The sequence below is a fragment of the Amycolatopsis sp. NPDC003676 genome, assembly GCF_053587275.1.
Map to the genome: position 1 here is coordinate 82,306 of NZ_JBSFNS010000013.1, position 23,867 is coordinate 106,172.

General features: G+C 68.2%; 23 protein-coding genes. 7 read left to right on the top strand and 16 right to left on the bottom strand.

Annotation, left to right across the window (positions count from 1 at the left end; all coding sequences use genetic code 11):
• Window positions 1-51: 51 nt before the first annotated feature.
• From ACWDNU_RS11325 to ACWDNU_RS11340, 4 genes are read right to left on the bottom strand one after another with little or no spacing between them, the layout of a single operon-like run.
• A complete protein-coding gene (locus tag ACWDNU_RS11325) occupies window positions 52-1,035 on the bottom strand; it encodes an ABC transporter permease (RefSeq protein WP_370940039.1) in 984 nt (327 codons plus the stop codon).
• Entirely contained in the window at window positions 1,032-1,991 is a 960-nt protein-coding gene (locus ACWDNU_RS11330) for an ABC transporter permease (RefSeq protein ID WP_037712597.1), read from the bottom strand. The genes ACWDNU_RS11325 and ACWDNU_RS11330 overlap by 4 nt, the downstream gene beginning before the upstream one ends.
• On the bottom strand, window positions 1,963-3,540 hold the full coding sequence (locus tag ACWDNU_RS11335) for a sugar ABC transporter ATP-binding protein (RefSeq protein WP_449668687.1): 1,578 nt from the start codon (window positions 3,538-3,540) through the stop codon (window positions 1,963-1,965). The genes ACWDNU_RS11330 and ACWDNU_RS11335 overlap by 29 nt, the downstream gene beginning before the upstream one ends.
• Window positions 3,540-4,616, bottom strand: coding sequence for an ABC transporter substrate-binding protein (locus tag ACWDNU_RS11340; protein ID WP_449668688.1), 1,077 nt, complete (start codon window positions 4,614-4,616; stop codon window positions 3,540-3,542). Before ACWDNU_RS11340 ends, ACWDNU_RS11335 begins: the two co-directional genes overlap by 1 nt.
• A gap of 203 nt (window positions 4,617-4,819) precedes the next feature.
• Between ACWDNU_RS11340 and ACWDNU_RS11345 the strand changes: the two genes are divergently transcribed.
• Window positions 4,820-5,824 (top strand): LacI family DNA-binding transcriptional regulator, encoded by a 1,005-nt coding sequence (locus tag ACWDNU_RS11345; RefSeq protein ID WP_449668689.1) that lies wholly within the window; start codon window positions 4,820-4,822, stop codon window positions 5,822-5,824.
• On the opposite strand, the gene ACWDNU_RS11350 is transcribed toward ACWDNU_RS11345, so the two are convergent.
• Window positions 5,821-6,417 (bottom strand): LysE family transporter, encoded by a 597-nt coding sequence (locus ACWDNU_RS11350; RefSeq protein WP_449668690.1) that lies wholly within the window; start codon window positions 6,415-6,417, stop codon window positions 5,821-5,823. The two genes, ACWDNU_RS11345 and ACWDNU_RS11350, sit on opposite strands and share 4 nt — an antisense overlap.
• 161 nt (window positions 6,418-6,578) lie before the next feature.
• Here ACWDNU_RS11350 and ACWDNU_RS11355 point away from each other — a divergent pair, with 161 nt between their 5' ends.
• Window positions 6,579-6,908 carry a ParB N-terminal domain-containing protein gene (locus tag ACWDNU_RS11355; RefSeq protein WP_370940034.1) on the top strand — a complete coding sequence of 110 codons (330 nt, stop codon included), beginning with the start codon at window positions 6,579-6,581 and terminating at the stop codon, window positions 6,906-6,908.
• 3 nt (window positions 6,909-6,911) lie between these two features.
• Here the strand turns inward: ACWDNU_RS11355 and ACWDNU_RS11360 are convergent, their stop codons facing one another.
• From ACWDNU_RS11360 to ACWDNU_RS11370, 3 genes are all read right to left on the bottom strand, one after another.
• The gene (locus ACWDNU_RS11360; RefSeq protein WP_449668691.1) at window positions 6,912-7,595 is read right to left on the bottom strand and encodes an alpha/beta fold hydrolase; all 684 of its coding nucleotides are present in this window, start codon (window positions 7,593-7,595) and stop codon (window positions 6,912-6,914) included.
• A gap of 178 nt (window positions 7,596-7,773) precedes the next feature.
• The gene (locus tag ACWDNU_RS11365; RefSeq protein ID WP_370940032.1) at window positions 7,774-8,340 is read right to left on the bottom strand and encodes a snapalysin family zinc-dependent metalloprotease; all 567 of its coding nucleotides are present in this window, start codon (window positions 8,338-8,340) and stop codon (window positions 7,774-7,776) included.
• Between the two features lie 144 nt (window positions 8,341-8,484).
• Complete coding sequence (locus tag ACWDNU_RS11370) at window positions 8,485-9,099, bottom strand: YbaB/EbfC family nucleoid-associated protein (RefSeq protein WP_449668692.1); 615 nt, start codon at window positions 9,097-9,099, stop codon at window positions 8,485-8,487.
• A 125-nt stretch (window positions 9,100-9,224) separates the two neighbouring features.
• On the opposite strand from ACWDNU_RS11370, the gene ACWDNU_RS11375 reads away from it, so the two are divergent.
• From ACWDNU_RS11375 to ACWDNU_RS11390, 4 genes are all read left to right on the top strand, one after another.
• The gene (locus tag ACWDNU_RS11375) at window positions 9,225-9,842 is read left to right on the top strand and encodes a TetR/AcrR family transcriptional regulator (RefSeq protein WP_449668693.1); all 618 of its coding nucleotides are present in this window, start codon (window positions 9,225-9,227) and stop codon (window positions 9,840-9,842) included.
• A 154-nt stretch (window positions 9,843-9,996) separates the two neighbouring features.
• Window positions 9,997-11,205, top strand: a complete 1,209-nt coding sequence (locus ACWDNU_RS11380) for a cytochrome P450 (RefSeq protein WP_449668694.1) — start codon at window positions 9,997-9,999, stop codon at window positions 11,203-11,205.
• A gap of 13 nt (window positions 11,206-11,218) precedes the next feature.
• On the top strand, window positions 11,219-11,413 hold the full coding sequence (locus tag ACWDNU_RS11385) for a ferredoxin (protein ID WP_449668695.1): 195 nt from the start codon (window positions 11,219-11,221) through the stop codon (window positions 11,411-11,413).
• Window positions 11,414-11,462: 49 nt separating this feature from the next.
• The gene (locus ACWDNU_RS11390) at window positions 11,463-12,263 is read left to right on the top strand and encodes a TetR/AcrR family transcriptional regulator (protein ID WP_449668696.1); all 801 of its coding nucleotides are present in this window, start codon (window positions 11,463-11,465) and stop codon (window positions 12,261-12,263) included.
• Here the strand turns inward: ACWDNU_RS11390 and ACWDNU_RS11395 are convergent.
• From ACWDNU_RS11395 to ACWDNU_RS11425, 7 genes are all read right to left on the bottom strand, one after another.
• Entirely contained in the window at window positions 12,229-12,981 is a 753-nt protein-coding gene (locus tag ACWDNU_RS11395; protein ID WP_449668697.1) for a class I SAM-dependent methyltransferase, read from the bottom strand. The genes ACWDNU_RS11390 and ACWDNU_RS11395 overlap by 35 nt on opposite strands.
• Window positions 12,982-12,991: 10 nt before the next feature.
• Window positions 12,992-13,222: a putative acetyltransferase gene (locus ACWDNU_RS11400; RefSeq protein ID WP_449668698.1), complete on the bottom strand. Its 231-nt coding sequence runs from the start codon at window positions 13,220-13,222 to the stop codon at window positions 12,992-12,994.
• Entirely contained in the window at window positions 13,219-13,458 is a 240-nt protein-coding gene (locus tag ACWDNU_RS11405; RefSeq protein ID WP_009073409.1) for a glutaredoxin family protein, read from the bottom strand. The genes ACWDNU_RS11400 and ACWDNU_RS11405 overlap by 4 nt, the downstream gene beginning before the upstream one ends.
• A complete protein-coding gene (locus tag ACWDNU_RS11410; protein WP_370940024.1) occupies window positions 13,455-15,575 on the bottom strand; it encodes a phage holin family protein in 2,121 nt (706 codons plus the stop codon). Before ACWDNU_RS11410 ends, ACWDNU_RS11405 begins: the two co-directional genes overlap by 4 nt.
• A complete protein-coding gene (locus tag ACWDNU_RS11415) occupies window positions 15,572-16,159 on the bottom strand; it encodes a DedA family protein (RefSeq protein WP_449668699.1) in 588 nt (195 codons plus the stop codon). Before ACWDNU_RS11415 ends, ACWDNU_RS11410 begins: the two co-directional genes overlap by 4 nt.
• Complete coding sequence (locus ACWDNU_RS11420; protein ID WP_449668700.1) at window positions 16,156-16,947, bottom strand: MBL fold metallo-hydrolase; 792 nt, start codon at window positions 16,945-16,947, stop codon at window positions 16,156-16,158. The genes ACWDNU_RS11415 and ACWDNU_RS11420 overlap by 4 nt, the downstream gene beginning before the upstream one ends.
• Before the next feature lie 443 nt (window positions 16,948-17,390).
• Window positions 17,391-19,712: a terpene synthase family protein gene (locus ACWDNU_RS11425; RefSeq protein WP_449668748.1), complete on the bottom strand. Its 2,322-nt coding sequence runs from the start codon at window positions 19,710-19,712 to the stop codon at window positions 17,391-17,393.
• A 393-nt stretch (window positions 19,713-20,105) separates the two neighbouring features.
• On the opposite strand from ACWDNU_RS11425, the gene ACWDNU_RS11430 reads away from it, so the two are divergent.
• Entirely contained in the window at window positions 20,106-21,773 is a 1,668-nt protein-coding gene (locus tag ACWDNU_RS11430; RefSeq protein WP_449668701.1) for a ricin-type beta-trefoil lectin domain protein, read from the top strand.
• A gap of 39 nt (window positions 21,774-21,812) precedes the next feature.
• Here ACWDNU_RS11430 and ACWDNU_RS11435 read toward each other — a convergent pair whose 3' ends face one another.
• Window positions 21,813-23,867 carry a glycoside hydrolase family 2 protein gene (locus ACWDNU_RS11435; RefSeq protein WP_449668702.1) on the bottom strand — a complete coding sequence of 685 codons (2,055 nt, stop codon included), beginning with the start codon at window positions 23,865-23,867 and terminating at the stop codon, window positions 21,813-21,815.

A 23,867-nucleotide genomic window follows, 5' to 3' on the forward strand; every position in this document is an offset into this window, starting at 1 on the left:
CGTCGAACCTCCTGGTGAAAGGTGGATCAGCGCGGATGGAGCGGCACGGGGTCAAGACCGGCGGGAGCGGGCCAGCAGCCGTTGGATCACGACGACGACCAGCAGGAACGCGCCGCTGACCACCGTCTGGTAGTTGGAATCGAGAGTGCCGACCTGGTTGATGACGTTCTGAATCAGCGTCTTCAGCAGCACGCCGACGAGCGTGCCGATGACGGTTCCCGCGCCGCCGGTGAGCAGCGTTCCGCCGATGACCACGACGGAAATCGCGTCCAATTCCGTGCCGACGCCGAGCACGGTGACGCCCGATTGCAGATACGCCGCGGTGAGCACGCCGGCGAATCCGGCGAGCGTGCCGCTGAGCGTGTAGAGGGTGATTTTGGTGCGGGCCACCGGAAGGCCCATCAGCAACGCGGACTGTTCCGCGCCGCCGAGAGCGAACACCGACTGGCCGAACCGGGTCCGGCGCAGCAGCAGCCCGCCGAGTCCGAAAAGGACCAAAGCGAGATACACCGGTACGCCGATGCCGAAGATCTTGCCTTGCCCCAGCCAGAGCAACGCCGATCCCGGCTCCACTTTGTACGTTGTCGCTCCCTCGTTGGTCAAGGCCAGCAAGAGCCCGCGAGCAAACAACAACGACGCGAGCGTGACGATGAACGGTGCCATCTTCGTGCGGGCGATGAGAAGACCGTTGACGAACCCGATCAGTCCACAAACGACTAACGGCAGCAGGATCGCGACGACCAGACCGTAGCGGGAGCCGTATGCGGCCAGCACCCCGCCGAGCGCGTACACCGAGCCGACGGACAGATCGATCCCGCCGGAAATGATCACGAACGTCATGCCGAGCGCGATCACTGCCAGGAAAGAACTTTGCAACGCGAGATCGCGCAGGTTGTCCGCCGATCCGAAGCGCGGGAAGGCAAACCACGCGGCAGCCACGCCCAGTACGAGCACCACGGCCGCGCCTTGGCGTTGCAGGACTGCGGCGAACGCGGCACCCCGTTCCGACGGCGGGGCGGCGGTGGTCGCGATCATCGCGTGCTCCGTTCCCGGGCGACGTACACCGCGGCGACGATGATGGCGGCCTGCACCATTTGCGCGGCGGAATCGGGCAGGTTGTGCTTGATCAGCGTGGCGTGCACCAATTGCATGAGCAGTGCGCCGAACACCGTGCCGAGTACGCGTACCCGGCCGCCGGTGAGCGGAGTTCCGCCGACCACCACCGCGGTGATCGCGGAAAGTTCCATCAGCAGGCCGAGATCGTTGGGATCGCTCGCCGCGAGTCGTGCGGTGGACAGCACGCCAGCGATCGCCGCCAGCGCACCGGACATGGCGTACACGCCGATCAGGACGCGTTTCACCGGCAGGCCGGCGAGTGTCGCAGCAGGACGGTTGCCGCCGACTGCGACCAAGTGTCGGCCGAACGTGGTGCGCCGCACCAACAATCCGGCCAGCACGGAGAGAACTGCGGCCACCAGGACCATGATCGGCACGCCGAGGACGTCGCCGGTGCCGAGCGCGAGGAAGTCCGGGTTGTGCAGCTGCACCAGCTGTCCGTGGGCGATCACGAGCGCCAGCCCCCGACCGCCGACCAGTAGGGCCAGCGTGGCGATGATCGGCTGAATGCCGAGCTGCGCCACCAGAAACCCGCTGAACAGTCCGGAAGCGACCCCGGCGATCAACGCGACCACGATCACCATCACCGGCCCGGCCCCGAGGTACAGCGGGACGAGCGCGGCGGCAACCGACATCACCGAGCCGACGGACAGGTCGATGCCCTCGGTGCCGATCACCAGCGCCATGCCGAGCGCGACGATGCACACCGGCGCGGCCTGCACCAGCTGCGTGCGGAAGTTGGCCGCGGAGAGGAAGTTCTTCGTGAACGCGATGTTGAACAGCAGCAGCACGACCACGGCCAGGTACACGCCGTAGTTCTGCAGCCAGCTCGTGACGCGGGCGCGGTCAGGTCTCGTCAGTGTCGCGGTCGACATCGTTGTCACCCCCTGCAGCAATCGCCGCCAGCACGTTGTCCTCGGTGACCGCGTCCCCGGCCAGTTCGGTGGCGACGCTGCCGTCGCGCAGCACGACCACCCGGTCGGCGCCGTCGAGAATCTCCTCCAGCTCGGACGAAATCAGCAACACACCGAGGCCGTCCTGGGCCAGTTCATCGATGAGCGCCTGCACCTCGGCCTTGGCTCCGACGTCGATGCCACGCGTTGGCTCGTCCAGCAGCAGCACTTTCGGCCCGGTGGCGAGCCAACGCGCCAGCAGCACCTTCTGCTGGTTGCCGCCGGACAGCTCGGACACTTTCTGCTCCGGGCTGGAAGCCTTGATCCGCAACCGTTCCATGAACGTCTTCACCACTCGGTCCTGTTTGGACCTGCTGACGAAGCCGAAAGTGGACAGTCGCGGCAGCGCGGCGAGCACGATGTTCTCGCGTACGGACAGGTTGGGAATGATCCCGTCCGCCTTGCGATCTTCGGCTAGCAACGCGATCCCGGCCCGCATCGCGGCGGAGATCTTCCCGCGCTTCAACGGCTTCCCGGCCAGCAGCACGGTGCCGCCGTCGAGCGGGAAAGCCCCGACGACAGCCCGCGCAGTCTCGCTTCGGCCAGACCCGAGCAGTCCCGCCAATCCGACGACCTCACCCGGCCGCACGCTCACCGAAACATCGTGCAGCTTGTTCCCTCCGGATAGATGAGAGGCCTGCAGCAACGGTTCCTTCTCCGCATGATGCTCCTCGCCGAACGCCGTGACGCCCTCAGCGCGGATCTGCCGGATCTCCCGGCCGAGCATCATCGACACCAATTCGATGCGCGGCAACGGCTTCAGCGGTCCACTGTGGACCACGCGGCCGTCGCGCAACACCGTGACGCTGTCGCACACCCGATACAGTTCGTCCATCCGGTGGCTCACATAGAGCACTGAAATGTCGTCGGCGTGCAACCGAGCCAGCACCTCGAACAAAGTGTCCACTTCACGCGGTTCGAGCGACGAGGTCGGCTCGTCCATCACGACCACACCGGCCTTTGTGGACACCGCCCGGGCCAGCGCGACCATCTGCTGCGCACCGACCGCGAGCGTGTGCAGCGGACGCCGTACATCGGTGTCGATCCCGTACCCGCTGAGCAGTTCGCGCGCCTGTTCGTTCATCGCCGACCAGTCCACCAATCCGGTGCGCGTGCGCGGTTCCCGGCCGAGGAAGACGTTGCTCGCCACGCTCATCAGCGGGACGAGGTTGACCTCCTGGTAGATGGTGGAGATCCCGGCGCGCTGCGCGTCGATCGGCCTGCGGAACTCGACCGGCTCGCCGAGATGCCGGACCTCGCCCTCGTCCGGCCGGTACACGCCGGTGAGCACCTTGATCAAAGTGGACTTGCCCGCGCCGTTTTCCCCGACCAGCGCGTGGACTTCGCCGCGGCGCAGGGTGAAGGAGACGTCGTCGAGGGCCACGGTGCCAGGGAACCGCTTGGTCACCCCGGACACCTCGAGCACCGGTGCGGTCATGGTCGCCACCTGGGTGTCGGCCGCGCTCGTCATCAGTACGCGTTCCCGACCTTCTGGGCCGCGTTCGATTCGTCGTACGAGTCGTCGGTGATGACGATGCTCGGCGGGATCGGCTTGCCGTCCTCGAACTGCTGCAGCGTCTGGAACGCCAGCTGCCCGAACCGCGGGTTCGACTCGATGACCGCGTTGTAGCTGCCGTCCACGATCAGCTGCACCGCGTTGCGCGTGCCGTCGACGGACACGACCTTCACGTCCTTGCCGGGGTTCTTGCCCGCTGTCTTGAGCGCGTTCACCGCACCGATGCCCATCTCGTCGTTCTCCGCGTACACCGCGGTGAGGTCCGGGTGGCTCTGGATCAGCTGTTCCATCACCGATTGGCCCTTGGACCGGTCGAACTCGCCGGTCTGCTCGGCGACCACGGTGAGGCCGGGCGTCTTCGCGAGTTCGTCCTTGAAGCCCTTGGTGCGGTCGGTGGTCACGTTGTTGCCCGAGGAGCCGAGCAGGATCGCGACCTTGCCGTTGCCGCCGGTGGACTTCGCCAGCGCGGCGGCCGCGCGGTGGCCCTGTTCGATGAAGTTGGACCCGATGAAGGTCAGGTAATCGGTGCACGCCTTCGAGGTCACCTGCCGGTCGATGGTGACCACCGGGACCTTCTTCGCCTTCGCCGCGTCGAGCGCGGGCTGCAGGCCGTCGGAGTTCAGCGGGGCCACGATGAGCAGCTGCGCGCCCCGGTCCAGCAGCGATTTGATGTCCGAGATCTGCTTGTTGAGGTCACTCTGCGCGTTCGTGGTGAGCAGGTGGTCGGCCGGGATGCCGAGCTTGCCCGCCTCGCTGCGGATGGATTGCGTCTCGGCGATCCGGAACGGGTTCGCCTCCTTCTCCGACTGGGAGAAGCCGACGATCGCCGTCTTCGGGTCGAGTTTGGGGTAGCCGGTCTTGTCGATGGTGCAGCCGTCGGCGCTCGGCGCGGCGGACGCGGCCGAGGCGGCCGGGCCGGAGCCATTGCTTTGCGCGGCCGGGGTTTCCTCGCGGCTGGTGCAGCCGGCGAGCACGAGTGCCGTGGCGGCGCCGGCGACCAGAGCGAAGCGGGCAGGGACGGACGGGGACACGGCGGACTCCTCGCAGCCGACGACTGGGGCAACCCGCTCGGCGGCGTGACGCCCGTCACCCCGCTGAGCTCCGGCTATTTTTACATCGTTGGAACAACGTTGTAAACAGGCAAAACGTCGCTACACTACGTGGTCGTCGGGGCTGGTGCCGGAAGCCTCGCGGGCTCGTGATGGGCTCTGGGCGGACGAGATGAGGAGTCAGCGTGGCCGTGACCCTGAAGGACGTCGCTACGCTGGCGGGCGTTTCGGTGAAAACCGTGTCCAACGTGGTGAACGGCTACGCGTTCGTGAAGCCGGAGAACCGGCGGCGCGTCGAAGAGGCGCTGGCCGCGACCGGGTACCGGCCAAACGTCGGCGCGCGCAACCTGCGGCGCGGGCGGACCGGGTTCCTGGCGTTGATGGTGCCGGAGCTGAGCATTCCGTACTTCGGCGAAATGGCCGGGCTGGTGATCACCGCCGCGCAGCGCCGCGGCTGGAGCGTGCTGATCGAGCAGACGCAAGGGACTCGCGACCGGGAACGGGCCACTGTGGACTCATTAGGCCCGCATCTGGTCGACGGCGCTCTGGTGCATCCCGAAGCGCTCGAAGCGGACGATTTCCCTGATGCGGAAGGGAAAATCCCGCTGGTACTGCTCGGCGAACACGCGGTGGACGTCGCACTGGACCGGGTGGCGATCGACAACGTACAGGCCGCGCACGTGGCGGTGTCGCACCTGGTTTCGCTCGGCCGTCGCCGGATCGCCGCGATCGGCGCGAACCCCAAGCGCGGCACGTCGTCGCTGCGGCTCGCCGGTTATCGGGCCGCGCTGGCGGATGCGGGCTTGCCGTCTGCGGATTCCTTGGTGGAGCCGGTGGCGAAGTACCACCGCGCCGAGGGTGCGGCAGCGATGAAACGCTTGCTGGCACAGGAAGAACCGCCGGACGCGGTGTTCTGCTTCAACGACCTGCTGGCCGTCGGCGCGCTGCGCTCGGCGGCCGAGCACGGGCTGCGGGTGCCGGACGACATCGCGATCGTCGGCTTCGACAACACCGAGGAGAGCGCGTTCAGCCTGCCCGCGCTCACCACGATCTCGCCGGACAAGGCGGCCATCGCCGAGGCCGCGATCGACCTGATCCACAGCCGCCTAGCCGGTACCGAGAGTGCCGCGCCGCGTTCGGTGCAGCCGCCGTTTTCCCTGGAGGTAAGGGAAAGCACGGTCGTTTCCTAGAGGAGCCGCACCGCCAGCACGAGGATCACCGCGCTGGACAGAAGGGCGGTACCGAGCCGTCCGCGCGGACCGGTGAGGCCGCGTCCGAGCAACGCGCCGCCGATGGCCAGCAACAGTTGCCAGCTCGCGGAAGCGGCGAACGCGGCGGCGGCGAACACGGTGCCGTTCGCCGGTCGTTCGCCGAGGACGAGCGCGGTGAAGTAGATGATGGTGGACGGGTTGAGCAGGGTCAGGCCGAGCAGCGTCGCGTATGCCCGCAGCGGGTGTGGTTCCGTTGCCGGCAAAGGAGTATCGGCGGATCGATAACGCCGGATCGCCCGGACCGCGGTCCACGCGGCGAGCAGGAACAGAGCGGCGGCGGAGGTCAGGCGCAGGGGAGTGGTGATCGGGGCGAGCAGCGGGGCCAGCGCGGCACCGCCGGTGGTGGCGAGAACGGCGTAAACACCGTCCGCGGTGGCCACGCCCATCGCCGCGGCCGCCCCGACCCGCCACGACGTGCGCGCGGTGAGTTCGACCAGGTAGACGCCGATCGCGCCGACCGGCATGGCGATCCCGTAGCCGGCGATGAGCCCCGCGACCAGCGCGGCGCTCATCGGACTGCCTGGCTGGTCCCTTCCTGCGCCGTCTGCTGCTTGCCGCGCGCGGCGAGGCAGCGGGACGGATGACGACGGGCGGGTTCGGTGGCCATGGCGGGAATACTCGGCGCTCCGATCGGGACTGGGCAACTGAATTTCCGCCGTGCCAGGATGGACGGATGCCGGTTGAACTGCCTGTCCCGCTCGTGGTCCGGTACCGGGCGGTGGACCGGGAAGCGGTGGGCTCCGCGCTGGTGGACACCCCGCAGCATCTCGACGCTCTTGCCGAGGACATCGCGCGGCACGGAATCCGCACGCCGTTGCGGCTCGGGTTCTGCGAGGATTTCGGCACGCTGGACGGCAACCACCGGATCGCCGTCGCGCTGCGGCTCGGGCTGACGACGGTGCCGGTCACCGTCGTCTGGGAGCCGCGGACTCCGCGCCCCGGGCACGCGCGACCGATGCTGGCGGCGGATTTCGCGGTCCTCAAAGCCGCTGCGGGGAAGTAGCTGCTACCCGCCGCGAGTAGCGAGCTTGTCGATCACCGTAGCCACCGCCTCCGGTTGCGAGAGCAGCGAATAGTGACTGGCAGCCAGTTCGACACAATCCGCCTCAGCCCGCTCGGCGAGCCAGCGCTGCAGGTCCGGGTTCAGGATTCGGTCCTCTGTGGACACAGCGTAAGCGGTCGGCAGGTCACGCCAAGCTCCAGGCCCGGCGGGAGCGATGAAACACCCGGTACGGGCGCGTCGCTGCACCGAGGCCAGCGCCGCGGCTCGTTCGTGCGCGACATCGGCGGCGAAGGCGTAGTGGAAGCGGTCCGGGTCTACCGACGACCAGCCGTCCTCGTGGAACACCATCGCGTCGTTGCCGGGGGAGTCCGGGAACTGGTCGTTCAGCGACGTGACGGTCTCGCTTTCGTCCGGAACATACGCCGCGAAGTAAGCCAGGGCGTTGACCTGCGGATTGTCTTTCGCCGCACCGGAAATGACCGCGCCGCCGTAGGAATGGCCGGCCAGGACGACCGGGCCGCTGAAGGAGGCGGCTTCCCGGCGGACCTCGGCGATGTCGTCCGCGAGCGAGGTCATCGGCAGGTGCGCCGTACGGACCCGGTGTCCTTGCCGATGCAGCGCGGGGATCACCTCCAGCCACGCCGACCCGTCGCTCCAAGCGCCGTGGACCAGAACGATTTCCGCCATGAATGCCTCCCCTTCGTCTGAAGGCAAGCCAACCACCGGCGGCGTCCGGGTAGTCCCGGTCGCGGCCGAAAAGGAGGATTCCGACCTCGACCCGGGCCCGAACGGCGCTATCCGACAAGGAAGCCTTGACAGCGAAGCGGCGGCCGGAACGCACCCGGCCGCCGCTCGCTTATCCGTCTCAGCCGACCGGCATCTGCTCGTAGATCCGTTGCTGCGGTCCGGCCGCCGCGCGGATTCCGTTGACCCACAGCCGCTGCACCCGGGACGCTTCCTGCGAGTTCGGGTTGGCGTTGTGGCAGGACGGGCCGGGGCCGCCGCCCGACATCAGCTCCGAGCACGGGCCCGAGTAGTGGTCCGGCAGACCGAGCGCGTGGCCGGTCTCGTGCGCGGTGATCCGCGTGTTGTCGTACTGGCGGGCCTGGGTGTAGTCGATGAAGATGGTGCCGTAGCCGTGTCCGTCGGTCTGCGCGTACGACCCGCGCGGGTCGTTGCCCTCGACGTACCGCAGCGAGGCCCCGGACGAGCGCTCGACCAGCTTCACGTTGGTCACCGCGCGGTTCCAGTTCGCCGCGCCCGCGTTGATCGCGGCCCGGAACGACGGCGCGCCTGCCGTCGAGTAGTAGACCGTGGTCGTCGCGGCGACGGACGGGGCGGGAGCCGGAGCAGCGACTGCTGCGGCGCCGGCGAGCGGCGTGGCGGCGACGGCAAGTGCGACCGCGCCGGACAGCACGAACTTCCTGGACATAAGAAAGCTCCTGGGGGATTGGGGAGTTTGCCGGGTTTGCGCGCGCTCAACCCAAAGTAGGCAGAAGCTCCCGGAATGTGACCCCCCATTCGTACGGTCCGGTAAATGGTGATTTCCCACCACTAACGACGGGTTGACAAGCCGTCACCAGGGCTGCATCTCGTCGTCGTCCTCACCGGCGGCGCGCCTGCGGTGCGGACCGGACGTCGGCCGGGGCGGTTCGGGCGCGGCCGGGGGCGGCGGGGTGGTGCCAGGCGGCGGCATCGGCGGACGGCTGTGGGTCGCGCCGGCCGGCGGGGGCATCGGGCGGCCGAAAGCCGCGCTGCCCGGCGGAGTGGTGCTGCCCGGCTGAGGTCCTGGATACCGCGCGGGCGGTTCGGGTCGCGGCGGCTCGGCGGGAGGCTGAGGCTCCGGCTCTTCCTCCGGCTCTGGCAGATACGACTTGACCACGTTCATCATCTCGCTGTCGCCGGCGATCGGCTCGAACGCGTCGATGACGTCGCGCGACACCTGGCGCTGCGCTTTGCCGTAGGCGTCCATGATCGAGGCGGTGAGCCGGGCGCCGCCGTGCCGCAGGGCGCGGTCGTCGATCTCGAGGTTCTTGAGCGCGCCGTTCGGGGCGACCGAAACCGACACCAGCCCGTCGCCCGATTTGGCGCGGCCCTCCGCGGTGCTCAGCGTCTCCTGCAGCGCAGCGCTTTTGGCCTGCATCTCGTCAATCCGCCGCTGGAAGTCGTCCAGCCACCCCTGATCGTCCACCGGCGAACGCTATCGGCCGCCCCCGCCCAGTTGGTGAACCTCGGATGGCTGCCGGGCGACGAAACGATCGACATCCGCGGCGGGGCGGGGCGGCCTAGGGCAACGCGAGCGGTAACAATGGGCAAGTGTCCGAAGAAGTCCAGGCCCGCACGCGCAACCGCTGGGGCGAGGGCGAACGGCTGCGCGGGGAAATCCTCGCCGCGGCCAGCAAGCTCCTGTCGGAACTCGACGGCGAGGACGCGCTCACCATCCGCGGGGTCGCCCGCGCCGTCGGCATCGCCCCGGCCAGCATTTACCAGCACTTCAGCGACCGGGCCGCGCTCGTCACCGGGCTCGCCGAGTACGAGTTCGGCAGGCTGCGCCTCGAGATGGACGCGGCCGAGGCCCGGGTTCCCGCCCGCGACGCGGTGGGCCGGGTGCGGGCGCTGCTGCACACGTACTGCCGGTTCGCGATGGCCAACCCCGGCCATTACCGCCTGATGACGGCCAACGGGTCGAGCCGCACTTCGCCGGATGTCCGGCCGCACGGTCCGGCGATCGATCTCGTCGACCGGATCACCGCCGCGTTCGCCCGCTGCGCCGAGTCCGGCTCCGCGCTCCGGGTGCCCGCCGAACGGGCCGGAGTGATCGCGTTCGTCGGCGCGCACGGCCGCGTCGCGCTGTTCCACTCGACGGGAAGGCAGCCGAGCGGGGACGAAGTCGTGAGCTTCGCCGACGAACTGCTGGCGCTCATTTTCGCTTGAGCCACGGGCGTTTTCTCCCCGTTTGCCACGCTCGTCCACGGCCATCCCGGTGATCTTGAGCCGCGCTCCTGGGCAATCGTTCACCACAACGCCTAACATGTGTTCAGTAAGTATCCGAACACTCGTTTGGTGACTTCTCCTCCAGGAGGCTGTGATGCCGGAGGCCCGGCCCGTAGAGCACTTCCCGATGAGCCGCGGACGCTGCCCGTTCGATCCGCCGCCCGAACTCGATCGCAAGCTGCGCGACGAGCCGGTGTCTCGCGTGCGGATCTGGGACGGCAGCGAACCGTGGCTGTTCACCCGCTACGAAGACGTTCGCGCGCTGCTCACTGACCCGCGGGTGAGCGCCGATCCGGACCGCGCCGGCTATCCGTCGCAGACGCCTGGGGTCAAGGCGCGGCGCAGCCGGTTCAAGTCGTTCATCGGGATGGACGAGCCGGAGCACTCGGCCCAGCGACGGCTGCTCACCGGCGATTTCATGGTGAAGAAGATCCAGGCGATGCGGCCGCGGATCCAGCAGATCGTCGACGAACTGCTCGACGAGATGCTGGCCGGTCCGAAACCCGCCGACCTCGTGCAGGCGTTCGCGCTGCCGGTGCCGTCCTTGGTGATCTGCGAGCTGCTCGGCGTGCCGTACGACGATCGCGATTTCTTCCATCGCTGCAGCAAGGTCCTGGTCTCGCGAGAGGCGACCGCCGAAGAGTCGCTCGCGGCGGCGGAGGAATTGCAGGGCTATCTCGGGCGGCTGGTCGAGAAGAAGATCGACGACCCGGCCGACGACGTGTTCAGCAGGCTCGCGACCGGACCGGTCGCCACCGGAGCGATGACCGTCGAGGAAGCGGCCGCGATGGGACAGCTGCTGCTCGTGGCCGGACACGAGACCACGGCGAACATGATCGCGCTCGGCACGGTCGCGTTGCTGGAGAACCCGGATCAGCTCGCCGCGGTTCGCGACGGCGACGACGCCTTGCTGGCCAACGCGGTCGAGGAACTGCTGCGGTACCTGACGATCGTCCACTCCGGACGCCGCCGCGTCGCGCTCGAAGACCTGGAGATCGGCGGGCAGACCCTCCGCAAGGGCGAGGGCCTGGTCGCGGCCACGGACATCGCCAACCGCGACGAGACGCAGTTCCCGGAGCCGGACAAGCTCGACGTCACCCGCAAGGCGCGCCACCACGTCGCGTTCGGCTACGGCGTGCACCAATGCCTCGGCCAGCCGCTCGCGCGGGTCGAGCTGCAGGTGGTGTACCGGACGCTCTACCGGCGGATCCCGACGCTCCGGCTGGCCGCGCCGGTGGACGAGCTGAAGTTCAAGCACGACATGGTCGTCTACGGGGTGCACGAACTCCCCGTGACCTGGTGAAAGGAGTCGCGAGATGAAGGTGGTCGTCGACCAGTCCCGTTGCGTCGGGGCCGGGCAGTGCGTGCTCGTCGCGCCCGAGGTGTTCGATCAGCGCGACGAGGACGGGATCGTGGTGCTGCTGCGGGAAAACCCGGCCGAGGACCTGCACGCGCAGGCGAAGGAGGCGGCGCAGCTCTGCCCGGCGCTCGCGATCGAGGTGGACGGCTGAGCCGACGGCCCCGGCGGTCCTTTATCCTGTATGGGGAAAGGGGTCGCCGGTGGTCGTGTTCGCGGGGCAGGGCGACGCCCGCCGTTCGATGGAGCTGCTGTGGCGCGCGGGCGTCGAATCGCGCAGCGCGCCGGGGCCGAAACCCGCGCTGAGCGTCGACCTCATCGTGGGCGCGGCGATCGAACTCGCCGACGCCGAGGGCATGTCGGCGTTGTCGATGCGCGCGGTCGGGGATCGGCTCGGGCGCACCGCGATGGCGCTGTACACGTACGTGCCGAGCAAGACCGAGCTCATCGATTTGATGTGCGACCAGGTGTTCGGCGACCTGCGCGACGACCACGACCTGTCCGGCGGCTGGCGTCCGGCGCTGGTGTCGTTGGCCGGTGACCTGTGGGACTTCCATCTGCGCCACCCGTGGCTGCTGCAGGTGTCCTACGCGCGTCCGGTGCTGGGGCCGGGGGAGTTCCGGATGCAGGAAACGGTGCTGCGGGTGCTGTTCGCGACCGGCCTGCCCGCCGGTCAGGTGCGGCGGCTGGTGGGCGCGCTGCTCAACGTCGTGCGCGGCGCGGTGCAGATCGCTGCGGAATCACGGTTGGCGCTGAAGGAAACCGGACTGTCCGATGAGGACTGGTGGCGGGTGCGGACGTCCGCACTCGGCGAGCTGGCTCCCGATCTGGCCGAGCGGTATCCGCATGTCGCGCGGCTAGGCGAGGAGAGTTCGCCGCCACCGCCCGCCGGAGTGTCCTATTTGGAGCACGAAGCGCGGCTCAGTTTCGACGCTGGCGTGACGGTGCTGGCGGACGGCATCGAGGCGGCTATCGCTTGCGCGCCTCGATCAGGTACCGAGTAGTCGTCGCCACGAACGGCCCCTTCTGCAGCTCCTCGTGCAGCTCGCGTAGGCGCGGCAGGTATTCGTCCACAGTGAACCCCGGGACCATCCAGATCACCTTGCGCAGGAAGTAAATCACCGCGCCGATGTCGTGGAACTCAGTGCGCAACTCTTCGAAGCGCAGGTCCACCACTTCCAGCCCGGCCTTCTCCGCTTCGGCTTTCGCGCGGTCCGGATGCCTGCTGTTGCGGACCTCCGGCGGCTGCGGCCCGAGGAAGTACTCGACCAGCTCGAACACGCTCCACGGCCCCACGTGCTGCGACAGATAGCTGCCGCCGGGCTTGAGGACCCGCACGATCTCGTCCCACCAGACCGTCACCGGATGCCTGCTGACGACCAGCTCGAACGTGTTGTCCTGAAACGGAAGTGGCGGCTCGTCGGTGTCCGCGACGACGGTCGCGCCTCGAGGTTCGAGCAACGCGGCGGCCTTCTCGAGATTCGGCGGCCACGATTCGGTGGCGACTGTGAGCGGTGGCAGCACTGGCACGCCTGCCAGCACTTCTCCGCCGCCGGTCTGGATGTCCACAACGGACTGGACGTCCCGCATCCGCTCGCCGATCAGCCGCTGATACCCCCACGACGGTCGCTGCTCGCTGGCCCGTCCGTCGAGCCACGAGAAATCCCAGCCGTCCACGGATACCGTTGAGGCCTCGTCCACCAGTTCGTCGAAGGTGCGCATCCGGTGATCGTCACAAATTCGGCTCTGGCGGGCCACTCGATTTCCGCTGCGGCGCTGGCGGCACCTGCTTAGCGGCGACCACCTCGGCCAACGGCACGACGACCAGTCCGCGTTTGGTCTCGACAGTGCAGGTCTCAGCGTCGCGAGCGCGCAACGGACCGAGGGCGTCAGTGAATCCGCCCTCGATCCGATACCGCACGACAACCCGCGTGCCCAGGGGAAGTTCCGTCAGCGGGGTCACCGCGCGAGGTGGGCGTTCAGTTCGTCGTCGCTCGGCTCGACGAGGTGACTGCCGTCCGCGAAGACGATGGTCGGGATGCGGCGAGCGCCGTCCTGAAGCTGGCGTACGCGGGCTTCGGCGGCGGGGTCGGCCTCGACGTCCACGTAGTCGTACTCGACGCCCTTCGCGTCGAGCAGCGCGCGGCTGCGTTTGACGTCCGGGCACCAACTCGCGCCGTAGACGATCGGGTTGCTCATGACACTACCTCCGAGGGGACGACAGCGGTTTTGCCTTCGGCCGCACCGGGTTCCGGGTGGCCGAGGAACGTGAGCCAGTCGCGGAACACGCGGTGCACGGCTTCCGCGCCGACGGGTTCGCCGGGTGCGGGGAATTCTCGCGGATGCAGCAGGAAGCCCCGCTGCTGCGGTCCGCCGAGCCCGCCGTGCGAGCCGACGTGCCGTTCGAACGGCGAGGACTGGTCGGAGTCCGCGTCGTACCGGCTGTTGATCATGATGTCCGCGCAATGCGGGAAGCTGTCGACGCGCTGGACCAGCTCAGCGGCGTAGGGACCGTAGTCGGCCAGCGGGTCTTCGCCGATCACGACGCCGGTCGCCAGCCGCTTCAAGCCGTCGCGGCCCAGCACTACTGGGCCGAACTCGCGGCTGCGGACCAACAGGAATCCGACGCCGTCGTGGTCGACCAGCGTCGGCAGCAGGTCCGGGTACTCGCGTTCGATCGTCTCCAGTTCGACCCGGCCCTCGTGCTCGGTGAACGACACCATCGCGACGTGCCCGGACACCACGGCGACCACCCCGGGAGCTACGCGGGTGACCTGGCCCGGCGAGCCAGTCGCGGTGCGTGGGCGGTCTTCGGCTCCTTCCGCGCCTTCGACCCGGGCCCGCAGCCGTCGCGCGATCAGGCCGCCGCTCGCGGTCGCCTCGGCCAGCGCGGCGTTGACCTGCCAGCTTTCCGCCTGTCGACGCTTTCCTTGCTCGGCAACAGGTTCCCCGCCACAGAGCCGTCCGACGAGCGCTTCGATGGTCTCGCCGAACCGGTCGACGAACGCTTGGCCTTGGGTCTGTCCGTGGTCCGACAGCCCGACGATGTGGTACTTCCGCGGCGAGAGCCGAGCGGCCCGCAGCAGCCGCGCGAACTGCTGGTCGATCGACCGCAGCACCTCCAGCGTGTCGAATCGTTCGATGCCGGAGTGGTGCGCGACCTCGTCGTAGCCGAGGAAATCGGCGTACACCACCGGCCGCCCGGCGAGCAGGTCGCCGATGATCGCGGACACCACGACGTCGCGTGCGATCACCGTCGTGCCCGGCCGGGCGAGCGGGTAGACACCGCCGCGCGGGATCCGTGGCAGCACGCCGGCGCGCCGTTGTTTGGCCGCTGCGGACAGCTCACGGACGACGTCGGCGAGCGCGACGCCGAAGGTCCGCAACACGTTGACGGGGTTGGCGAAGTAGGCGCGATATCCAGCGCCAACGCGGTCCCGGCGACGCTTGCGCGGCGTGAGGACCGGCACTGAACTCATGGTCAGGCTGACGTGCGGGGCGTCGCCGGAAAAGAGGTTGCCGTGGCTCGCGCCGCCGATCGACAGCAGCCCGTGCCCGTCGCTGTGCCGCCGCTCGATCTCGGCCGCGTCGGACGGATGCGCGCACGCCATGACGTGGTCGCGATCCTTTTCGTACCAGCGGAAACCGAGGATGTCGTGGTTCGAACCGTGCAGGATCCCGCAGACGCTCGCGCCGGTCTGCGAACTCCAGTCGGTGTGCCAGCGGGTGAGCGAATGCGTGCCCTCGGACAGCCACTTGGCGAAGGTCGGCATGTCACCGTCCCGGACAGCGCGGCGAACGGTGTCGTAACCGAGCCCGTCGATCTGCAGGAAGACCACACCGGGCGGTTGATCGGCGAAATCGGTGCGGTGCTTCGCTTTCCGCCGGCGGCGCGCGGCGCGACGGAAGAAGATTTCGTCCTCGTCGACGGCCAGCACGCTGGAGATCACCGCGCCCACCGCGGACATCGCGACGGTGATGACGACCGCCGTCGAGAAACCGTGCAGCTCGACACCGGGTACGGCCTGCAGGATCGCCAACGCCGCGGCACTGAGCAGGATGTACGTGCCGACGCCGAGGGTGAAGTACGCGATCGGCCACGCCACCCGCACCACGAGCGGCCACACCACGGAGACGAGCAGTCCGAGGATCAGCGCGCACACCGTCGGCTGCCACCAGGACTGCATCGTGAACCCGTCGAGCCACGCGTCGAGCAGCCGCAGCGCGCCGGTGACCGCCACCCAGACCAGCAGGACCCGCGCGACGACCCGGCCGCCGCGCAGCAACCGGCCCTTCGCCGGAGCAGGTGTCGTCATCGAGGTCCTCCCGTCTGGTTGGCCGCCCGTTTCTTGGAGATCAGCGTGGTCAGCACGGTCACCAGCAGCACCAGGACGGTGGCGAGCAGCGTCGCGACGAGCGGCGAGTCGAAGATGCCGCCGCTGAGAATGCCGAGCAGCGAGTACGCCACCGCCCACAGCACGCAGGCCAAGAGGCCGGACGGCAGGAACTTGCGCCACGGGTAGCCAAGCGTGCCCGCGGCTAGCAGCACTGGGATGCGTCCGGCGGGTACTAGGCGGCCGATCACCACGAGCTGCCAGCCTCGTCTCGCGAATTGCTCGCGGCCCTTCGCGAGGCGTTCGGCTTGCTGGCGTCGTTCTACGAAACGCAGTAGCGGTTCGCTGCCGAGTTTCGGGATGGCGAAGGTGATCACGTCGCCCAGGTATGCGCCTGCCACGGCCAGCAGGATCACCAGCGGGAGCGAGAGGTGGTCGGTGGTCATCGCGACCGCGGCTGCCGCGCCGACAACCGCGCCGGTCGGGACGATCGGGATGACGGAGCCGAGCAGTACTCCGCCGAACAGCGCCGGATAGCCGATCGCTGACGGGTCTGTCCAGTTCACCCGCGCTCCTTGCGGGCCGGGAACAGGACGTCGGAGCCGGGGCGGGTGTGCAGGACCTCGGTGTCCAGGCCCAGACAGCGGACATGGTGCGCGAAGGTGCGTGGTGGTTCCACGAGGAGCCTGCGCATCTTGGCCGTGCGGTGGATGCCGGGGAGAGCGAGGGTGCCCCAGTGGACGGGGACTGCCGTGCGGGCCTGGAGGAGGGCGGCGGCTTCGGCTGCGCGTTCTGGGGTGAGGTGGCCTGGGCCCAGGTTGGGGCCCCAGCCCCAGACTGGGAGCAGGGCTACGTCTACTGGGCCCAGGTCGGCCATGCCGGGGAAGAGGTCGGTGTCGCCTGCTGAGTAGATCCGCGTGGTGTCGGCTTCCAGGAGGTGGCCTAGGGCTGGGCTTTGCGGGCCGTGGGTCAGGCGGGGACCCCAGCGGTGGCCTGAGTGGACCGCTTCGGTGGCGGTGATTTTCAGGGGGCCGGAGGTGGTGGATTGGCCTGGGGCGAGTTCTTCTACCTCGGTGAAGCCTTGTTTGGTCAGCCAGGAGCCTGCGCCTCTGGGGACGACGATTCTTGTGGCTTTGCCTAGGAGGTTCAGGGAGGGGAGGTGGAGGTGGTCGCCGTGGAGGTGGGAGATGAGGACGATGTCTACTGCTGACCAGGCTGTGACGTCTGGTTTGGGGACTACTCGGGTTAGGGGGCCGATCCAGCGGGTGAGGACTGGGTCGGTCAGGGCTACCTGCCCGGCTAGTTCCACGCGGGTGGTCGCGTGGCCTAGGAAGTGGAGGTTCGGGCTGGTCACGGGTTCGAGTATTGCTGGATGTGCCGGGAGATGCTCGGTGGAGTGGTGGGGGGCACCCTGTTCGGGGGCTGCTCGTCGCCTGGCGGCGACCTTGCGCACCTGGGTTGCGTGGGGCACCCCGAAGCTTGATTGTGCTGACGGTCTGGGGGTGCTTGTCAAGGCGGGAAAGATGCCTTGACAAGCATCCCCAGACCGCAGGGACGGCTTATATCGGGGTGCGGGGGAGGGGCTGGGTGCCTCGAACCTTGGGTGCACCGGTGCGGTTTGTTGGTGGCGGGGGCTAGCGCCCCAATGTGGCGTTGGGTGCGTCAGATGCACCGAACGCCGCATTGGGTGCGTGGGATGCACCCAATGCGGCATTGGGGCGCGTTCTGGCGGGTGGTGGGCGGTCCGTGAAGGGCTCCTTGAGGGAATCAGAGTCTGTGAGGGTTCCCCTCACGGCGTTAGGGCGCGGCCGAGCTGGCTGGGGTGGGGATGTGCAGGGATTGGGTGCCCAGGCCGGTCGGGCCGCTGGGGTGGGGGCTGGGTTTGGTGCCGATCGGGACGGGCTCGGTGCCGGTGCAGCCTGGGTGCAGGAGTGCCTTGGACGTGTCGGGTGGTTCCGCCGCGTCGCTCGGCTCGTCGGTGGGGACTCGCGAAGCCCGGACTCGGTCCAGTTCCTCGTCGGTGTACCGGGCGCATTCGCGGTGCCAGTTCGCGATTCCGGTCATCAGGTTCTTCAGCAGGTCCGCGTAGTCGGTGAGCGTCGCCTGCGCTTCCGCGTCCAGGCCGTAATCGGCGAACAGGCCCGGCAAGCCGACATCAACCGCGTGTCGGAATTCTGCCAGTCTTGCTTCTGCCAGGTTCGCGACGATCCGCAGGGCTTGATCTTGCTCCACGTCCAGGAAGGATCGGACTACCAGCACCGCATTGTGCAGGCCGCCTTCGTATTCTATTTCCTTGCGGTAGGAGAACAGATCGTTGATCAGCCAGGAGTAGTCGGCGGCTGAATCTTCCAATGCCTCGATCACTCGGTTTCGGTGGATTTCCTGGGGCACGGTGCGGCTGTTGGTGAGTCGGCTGATGCTCGTGACCAGGTCGGAGCCGAAGGTGCGGCGGCGCATTTCGACGTAGTCGATGGGGTCCGCGATGCGGTTTTGGGCTTGGTTGGCCAGTTCCCACACCCAGGCGTCGATCATGTCCTCGACAGTGCCGCGGAAGGTTTCGCGTTCTGCGGGGCTCAACGGGCCTGTGGTGCGTTGCCACAGGTCTGCCAGGCCGGTTTCCAGGGCGGTCAGGGGCGCGGGCGGCGGGGAACCGTCGGTGGGCATGAAGAGTTTTAGGCGTTCGGTGGCCAGCCGGGCGGCGGGCAGGTCGTGGGCGAAGACTTCTGTGTAGTAGTCGTCGGCATAGGTGCCCCAGGTCAGCCAGTCGTTGATGAGGGACAATTGCTCCGGGGGAGCGGCGGGGCTGATTCCCGCGGAGGCTAGCGGGATGTCGGATAAGCGTAGCCGGGTGGAGTCCCACACCGATTCGGACAGCATTCCTATCCGCTGCGGCCAAGCGGTGATTTTCCTGCGTTCCGCGGCTAGGTGTGGGTTTAGGTGCAAAGGGAACGGCAGGGGTAGGGCGGGCAGGGTGACTGGGCCTAGTTTTTCATAGGGCTGGTGGGAGAAGGCTCGTGCGCGTTGTGGTGCGGTGGTGGCGATAGAGCGGAAGATTCGGGCTGCGGAGGTGCCCAGTCCGGACGGGCCGCCTAGTAATTCTGGGCCGCCGTGGGCGTCTAGGGCCCCTTCGTTCATGTAACGGCTTGAGCGCAGGTGCCATTCGTGTCCGCCGGATTGCCAGTCTTGCAAGCCCTTGACGTAGGCGAAGGTTTCGGCTCGTCCGGCGGGGTGTACGCCGTGTTCCTCGAAGAGAGCCGGGACTTCGGTGAGCGCGGTGTGTTCGAATTGGTGCAGGCGTGAGGTCAGGAGGTCGTTTACTGCGTCTGCAGCCTGCTGAGTGGTGCAGCCTAGGAACTTTTCGAAGACCAGGACGCTGTTGGAAAGTTCGCCCTCGTCTTCGACTTCGCGCTGGTAGGAGAAGAGGTCGTTGCGCAGGTGCACGGCGTCGGCGAAGCAGTCGCGCAGGACTTCCATCGGGCGTTTAGCCGCGATTTCGTCGGGGACTTCGGCGTTCAGGGAATGTTCGATCAGATTCGCGGACCAGGGGGCACCGCCGACTTTGCGGCGCATCGCGACGTATTCGATGGGGTTCGCGATACGGCCCTCGTTCATGTTGGCGAGTTCCCACAGCGATTCGTCCAGAAGATTGCGCGTGCTTTCGCGGAAGCGGCGGCGCCAGCCCGCGGATCGGTGGGGGACAGTGCGGTTCCACAAATCGGTCAGGCCGCGTTCGACGGGGTTTTCCGGAGTGTCGGTGATGGCGCCTTCGGCGGGCATGAAGCGGGCGATGCGGTCCAGGTAATCGCGTGCGTGTTCGATGTCGCCGGTGCGTTTGAAGAGTTCCAGGAAATGGTCGTCGAAGTAGAAGACCCAGACGTACCAGTCGGTGACGAGGTCGAGTTCCCGCGGGGCGGCGTCGGGGTGGGTGTAGGAGCACAGCAGGGCGTAGTCGTGGGAGTCGAGGTCGTGCTCGTTCCAGATGACGGTGCCGTGCTGGGGCACGTCGATCATGTCCATCGAGTACGCCCACGCCTTGCTGTGCTTCCGCGCGCCGTCCAGGTGCGGGTTCAGCCGGGCGGGGTACGACAGATAGAACTCGGGCAGGACGAACGGCTGCACGCGTGCTCCCCTCGCGTTCCGTGGGTGCCGACTCCACGAGGCAAACAGACCCGACCGGCGCGGCGGAAGTCCTGCCACTCCGCCGATTTCACGGATCGCCCGTGCGGACCAGCGCGGTCCGTCGAGTGGTCTTCGCTGCGTGCTCTCGCGTCGCTCGTCGGTGGACGGCGCGCGGACATCCGAGTGTGGGCGGGTGTCCGCCGGACAGTTTCTTGCAACGTGTGCAAATCGGAGTACGCTCAGGTTTTCACACGATGGCAAAGCGGCCTGGGTCCCCCGGCGGCCACCTCTTCGAGAAGCGACGGCGGACAGTTGCCGCGCGCGGGCCGTTGTGCCCGGGAAGGGGAGCAGCCAAGGAGGTTGTGGCGCCGTCCCGTCCTAGGAGTGACGCTCATGTCGCCTGGTCCCCACACTTCCCGATCTCGTCCGAGACGGCGCGGCGCGCTGGTCGCCGCTGTCGTGCTCGGCGCCGCCCTCACAGCAGCGTTTCCGGCGGGCACCGCCACCGCGGCCACCACCTCCGGCGGGGTGCTTTACCGGCCCAGCACCGCCAGCGGCTCCACTGAGGACGCCAGCTACCCGCGCGTCATCCGCCTCGCGCACAACGGCAGCGCGAACGGCACCCTGCTGGCCACGTTCTCGCACTCCGGCACCGGCGTCGGAAAGGCGAACTTCCCGGTCTACCGCTCGACCGACAACGGCGTCACCTGGACGTCCTCGCCGATCAGCACGGTCACCGACACCCAGCACGGCTGGGATCTCGACGGCCCGACGCTCTACGAACTGCCGCGCGCCGAAGGGTCGCTGCCGGCCGGCACTCTGCTCGCCGCGGGCACCGCCTGGAACCACGGCGACTACACGCAGCAGGCGGTCGAGGTTTTCGTGTCCACCAACCAGGGTGCGAGCTGGACTTACCGCAGTTCGTGCGCGGCCGAGTCCGGGATGGCCAACACGATCGGCCACGGCATTTGGGAGCCGGAGTTCGCCACCACCGATCACGGGCTCATCTGCTACTTCTCCGACGAACGCCCGTCGGCCAACAACTACGCCCAGGTCCTCGCCCACACGGTCTCCACCGACGGCGGCCTGACCTGGGGCAACGAGGTCTACGACGTCGCGGTGCAGAACGGCGTCGAGCGGCCCGGGATGGCCACCGTCGTCCCGTTGCCCAACGGCACCTACGCGATGACCTACGAGGACTGCAAAGCCGGCTTCGATCCAGACCAGGCTTGCGACGTCTACTTCAAGACCTCCCCGGACGCCGAATCGTGGAACCCCGGCAGCCTCGGCACCCGGATCGAGACCGCCGACCACCGGTTCCTGCTGCACACGCCGTACCTGACCTGGTCGCCGGCGGGCGGCGCGAACGGGACCCTCGTCGCGTCCGGACAGCGGGTCGTCGCGGGCACGGACGGCTCGCTGGCGATCCAGCCGGAGGACGGGCACGTGCTGTTCGTGAACCGGAACCTCGGATCCGGGCCATGGCAAGAGATCACCACGCCAGTGACCACCGCGCCGACCGGCGGCTACGACGCGGGCGAGACGGCCTGTGCCGGGTACAGCTCGCCGTTGCTGGGCGCGCCTTCGGGCAACACCTTCCTGATGCTCGCGGGCACGCATTTGTCCACCGGCAAATGCGAAACGGACTTCGGCACGGCGACGCTGCCGAACGCGCAGGGCCAGATCACCGGACCCGGCACCACCGGCAAGTGCGTCGACGTGAACACCAACACGTCGGTCAACGGCAATGCGGTGCAGCTGTACACCTGCGGGATCGCGACCGGTCAGCAGTGGTCGCTAGAAACTGACGGCACGATCCGGGCTTTCGACAAATGCCTGAACATCGTCGGCGGCGGCACCGCGAATTCGTCCAAAGTGGAGCTTCGCGACTGTCTCGGTACGCCTGCGCAGCAGTGGCAAGCGCGGGCGGACGGGTCGATCTACAACCCGCAGTCCGGTCGGTGCCTCGACGATCCGCAGGCTCAGACCGCGGACGGCACGCAGTTGCAGATCTATGACTGCAATGGTTTGTTCACGCAGGTTTGGCACGTTCCAGCTTGATCAGGAAGGGGCGGCCAGTTCAGCTGGCCGCCCCTTTGATCAGCTACGCGCACCCCGTCGGTTCAATTCCTCCACGACCGCAGCGTCCACAAAGGTCCGCGCGATCACCTTGCCGTCCGTTTCCAGCCACAGGTGCAGTCGTGCCGGACTGCTCGGTGCCGGGACGGTCAGCGGGAACGCGTCGCTGAGCCGGAACGGTTTCGCCTGCGCGGCAAGGGAAGTCACCGCGAGAGGCAGAGTGCGCGAACCTGACGCGCCCCACCCGGCGTGCAGAGTTCCCGCGATCGGCTCCTGGCCGGTGTGCGAGACGTGCACGTCGAGGGTCAGCGGTTCCGTCGGCACCGGCAGGTCGGCGCCGGCGTGCGCGGGCACGAGGTCGACGACCAGGGTGGTCGCCGCGAAGGCGTCGGCCGGGTTGAGCCCGCCCCAGTCCTTGGGTCGCCGGTGCGTGTCCAGCAGGCCCGCCATTTCGTGTTCTACGTCGGTCAGTTCCGTGTAGATGTAGCCGGAAAACCGGTCGTGCCTGCGGATTTCCTGGGTCTGCCAGCGCACGTGCCACGCCCGCTCCAGGCTGGTGAACCCCGCGCCGTACTCGCTGTTCAGCACCGGCACGCCGGAGCGCGGGAAGTCGGCAGAACCGTAGAACGATTTGTCGACCAGGAAGTCCGGGCGGAGTTTGACCTCGAACGACTCCCGCTCACCGGACGCGAGCGCGGCGAGGTTTTCCGCCCAGTTGCGCGGGTTCTCGTCGTAGTAATGCCAATCGACCAGGTCGGTCTTCACGTGCGCCCAGCCGGAGTTCTCCACGATCGGCCGGGTGTCGTCGAGCGAGCGCATGAGGTCGTAGGCGCGCACGGCCGCGGCGGCGCGCTCCGGGCTGCCCGGGATGTCCCAGTCCAGGCCCCATTCTTCGTTGTACAGCCCCCAGATCACGATCGACGGATGGTTGCCGTCGCGCCGGACGAAGTCAGGCAGCTGTGCCTCGAACGCCGCCGCGGCGGCCGGGCTGAACCGGCTCGGCGCTGGCGGTTCGGCCCAGATCAGCATCCCGGTCCGGTCGGCGTGGTCGAGCCATCGCGGTTCCTCGGCCTTGAGATGCTTGCGTACCAGTGAAAAGCCGAGTTCCCGCGCCAGTTCGAGGTCGCGGACCAGAGCTTCGTCATCGGGCGCGGTGAGCCCCGACTCCGGCCAGTAGCCCTGGTCGAGCACGCCGCGCACGTACAGCCGTTCTCCGTTGAGATACATCGCTTCGCCGCGCGTTTCGATCCGACGAAGCCCGCCGGTCACGGTCAGCTGGTCGGCGTAGTCGCCTTCGCCGACAGTCAGCGCGATGGAGTACAGGTGCGGCGATTCCGGGCTCCACAATTGCGGTGACGGAACCTCCAGCCGTCCGGAAAACCGCCCGTCCCGCACCGAAAGGACGACCTCGCGACCCTCCAGGAGCGCGACCACGGCGGCATTGTCCGGAGCATCCCCAGCGAGTTCGCCCGCGACGTCAAAGCCGGTCAGCGAATCCCCGCGCACGGAAACCTCGGCGGCGTAGGTGCGCCCGCGGGCCTCGAGCCAGACGCTCTGCCAGATCCCGGACGTCGGCGTGAACGAGACGCCGTCGTAGTCGTCTCGCGGGATCGAACGCTGTTTGCCGTGCGGGATTTCGCGTTTGTCCGCAGGTGCCTCGACCTCGACGGTCAACTCAGCGACCCGGCCCGGCTTCAGCACGTCGGTGACGTCGAACTCGAACGAACTGTGTCCGCCGACGTGCGAACCGATGGACGTCCCGTCGATCGAGACGACCGCGCGGTGATGCACCGCGCCGAAGCACAGCACGACCCGGCGTCCGGTCCATTCCGGCGGAACCGTGACCGTGCGCGAGTAGACGGCGTGTTCTAGCCAGGTCCGGTGCACGCCAGAAGCCGCTGTCTCCCAAGCGAACGGGACAGTGATCGACTCGGGTGCACCGTCGGCCGCGGCGAATCGCCAGCGGCCGTTGAGGCTCAGCCATCTCTCGGATCGGTCCCGGTCGGGACGCGGATACCCCGGCCGCGGGACCGCCTCCGCGGCGGTCGGGTCGGCGGCGTTCTCGGCAATCGTCAT